Source organism: Pseudochrobactrum sp. AO18b, assembly GCF_000409565.1.
In the GTDB taxonomy this organism is placed as follows: domain Bacteria; phylum Pseudomonadota; class Alphaproteobacteria; order Rhizobiales; family Rhizobiaceae; genus Pseudochrobactrum; species Pseudochrobactrum saccharolyticum.
Genome location: NZ_ANNO01000358.1, coordinates 1 through 2,533 on the forward strand (window position 1 = coordinate 1; position 2,533 = coordinate 2,533).

Below are 2,533 nucleotides of genomic sequence, written 5' to 3' on the forward strand. Positions count from 1 at the left end.
TTGGCAACGATAACAGCAAGTTTGTACCCCTGATTATCTCAAGGCTGCTGCCACGTAAGCGCTTGAAAATTTCACGCATGCAGTAACTTTTATCTGGATTTTCACTTAGATATTTAGGTGAAATCAAGATCAGTAGATCCATCAGTTCAATGTGAAGCCGATGGCATATGTTCAGTGTTACCAAAAGCGGTACACCCGTTTCCCCATTTTCAAAGGAACGTAGTGTGTTGAGTGGTATATTCACAGAGTCAGCCAGTTCCTTTTGACTAATATCTGCTTCCTTACGGTAAGACCGTATAACAACTCCAACCTGCCGGTTGAAATTGTCCACCTGATCAACATCAACAAAAATCGGTGTTGGGTTTTCTTCCTGGGTGGAGGAAATTTGTGAAACCGAATTTTTGATTAGGCTTTTGGCATGTGTATCAATTCTACGTAATATACTTGGCATAGCCCATTTTCGTTCCCTACAGACAGCCCGCTCACAACTCACAATAGCGTTATTAAAATCTGTGTCTATTACAAGTATATAATTAATTAGACTAATAGGTAAAAATTGCCCGCAATTTTACTGATCTAATCGCATGACATTATGCGGGAACGAATACGAATTTGTATTGTGTGTTTTTCTTAACAATATTCAGGCTGTCAATTAGCCTTCATATATTTGACATGCTGCATAAATCAAATCAGTATGCCGAAATGACTAAATATGCCATGTTGTGCATAGATTTTGAGTCGTAAAATCCGTGTTTTGCGTAATGATATAGGCAAAAAACGCCAACTATTCGCAATATTCAATTTCATATGAAATTTATATTATTGAATAAAATCATATAGATAGATGCAAAATCTATCATATTTCACTTGGCATTTTTTGCTCAATAGCGTCGATTATATTGCAAAAGTAACCATAACTGAGCTATGTTTTCGCTCAAATTGCGCGTGCGCACATGATTCATATGGAGATTAAATGAGGCCATAAAAGAAAACCGCTCCCGAAGCGAACTCCGAAAGCGGCACATAATTTCAAGTTGTTAAAAAGAACATAGTTGCCCTTTCCCCCAAAGTCAATAAGAAAAGCATCGTTTCGGTGAACGGGGAAGCTTTGTCTGGCCTCACCTTTTTGGAGGTGGGCAGATGTACCCGAACTATACCGCAGGCAGGAAACTGTCAGCTGATCGGCTCAATTATATACAATTGGCCGAAACGGCAGAACTCGGCCAAGTCAGCCGTTTTAAGCTGCTCGATCTGGCAATCAGACTCCCATTGCTCGGAATTATCCGTGCAAAGGAAGCCACGTTGCTTGCTGCCCTCATTCAGTCGGCCACGCATGAACAATTTAAAGACGGCCAAAAGCCTATTGTCTTTAAATCGAATGCCACGCTTGCCGCTGAACTCGGCTATGCACGACCTGAAACAATCAGCCGTATGTTGTCATGTCTCTATGATGCTGGTCTGATCACAATGAAAGACAGCCCAAATTACAAGCGCCATTCAACGCGCCATGTCGGACAAAATATTATTGATGGATTTGGCATTGATTTAAGAGTGCTGGTTGCTCGATATTTTGAGCTGGCGCAACAAGTCAAAGATATGCAGATTTTACGATCACAGCACCAAGCTGCTGTTAGATCGTATCGCGCCGCATTGCGCCAATGGAAGAATGCTCTGCCATGTTCGCAGCACCTGCCGGCGTCTTTTTTGCAGGCTCAGGAAGCCCATTGCGCAAAGGTTATGCGCATCATTGGAAAGTCAGCTTATGCAACGACTGACTATCTGGAACGCGCAGCCGCGATCCTGCACCGGCTAACAGAGCGCCTATTCAGCGTAAAGCACGAAAACATATATGTTTTTCAGTCTAAAAAGTCATGCACGAATGCGCAAACAGTCACGCACATAGATAATACAAACCCTTATCATTCCGATTGTAATAGTAAGAATGAACGGAGTTCGCCTAACGGCTCACAACAAAATTTATTAGAAGCTGGACAAGCCAGCTTATGGGCTTTGGAAAAAAGCCAACCGGAAACCTTGCGCTTAAACAAGCCAAAAACAGCACAGCAAAGCATAGCAATTGAACTTTCACTTTTGCTTAAAGCTGTGCCATTTGTGCGCGAAATGTTGCCACAAAATCCACAATGGCGGGATTTGGTGGAAATCTCGGACGCTATGGCCGGATTTTGCGGAATATCGCAGTTTGCGCGAAAACGAGCGCGAAATTTGCTACCTGACGAGATGATTGCTACTGCGCTCGCAATCACTCTCCAAAAATATTCTGACGAAACAGTCAAAGCACCCGGAGCATATTTTGTGGGCATGTTGAAAAAGGCCGAAACTGATGAATTACGCCTGCAAAATTCTATTTTTGCGCTGGCAAGCGCAAAGGCGGCGTAAATTTTACAGCGGAGAAAACCTTGTAGTGCCAAAGCTAGTTTCGTCCGGAAATATGGGTCATTGTATCGTTAGCGATCATCCCAATGACCGCTTGTTTCAGTCCAAAGCATTGCCCCGCTCACGGACTGAAGCAGGG

The 2,533-nt window shown here is 43.1% G+C and carries 2 protein-coding genes; one reads left to right on the forward strand and one right to left on the reverse strand.

Annotation, left to right across the window (positions count from 1 at the left end; all coding sequences use genetic code 11):
• Positions 1–451, reverse strand: a 451-nt coding sequence (locus tag A918_RS20540) for a helix-turn-helix transcriptional regulator (protein WP_022711648.1), incomplete at its 3' end; no start/stop codon positions are given.
• A gap of 689 nt (positions 452–1,140) precedes the next feature.
• Between A918_RS20540 and repC the strand changes: the two genes are divergently transcribed.
• Entirely contained in the window at positions 1,141–2,397 is a 1,257-nt protein-coding gene (repC, locus tag A918_RS0113890) for a plasmid replication protein RepC (protein WP_022711649.1), read from the forward strand.
• The last annotated feature ends 136 nt before the right edge of the window (positions 2,398–2,533 follow it).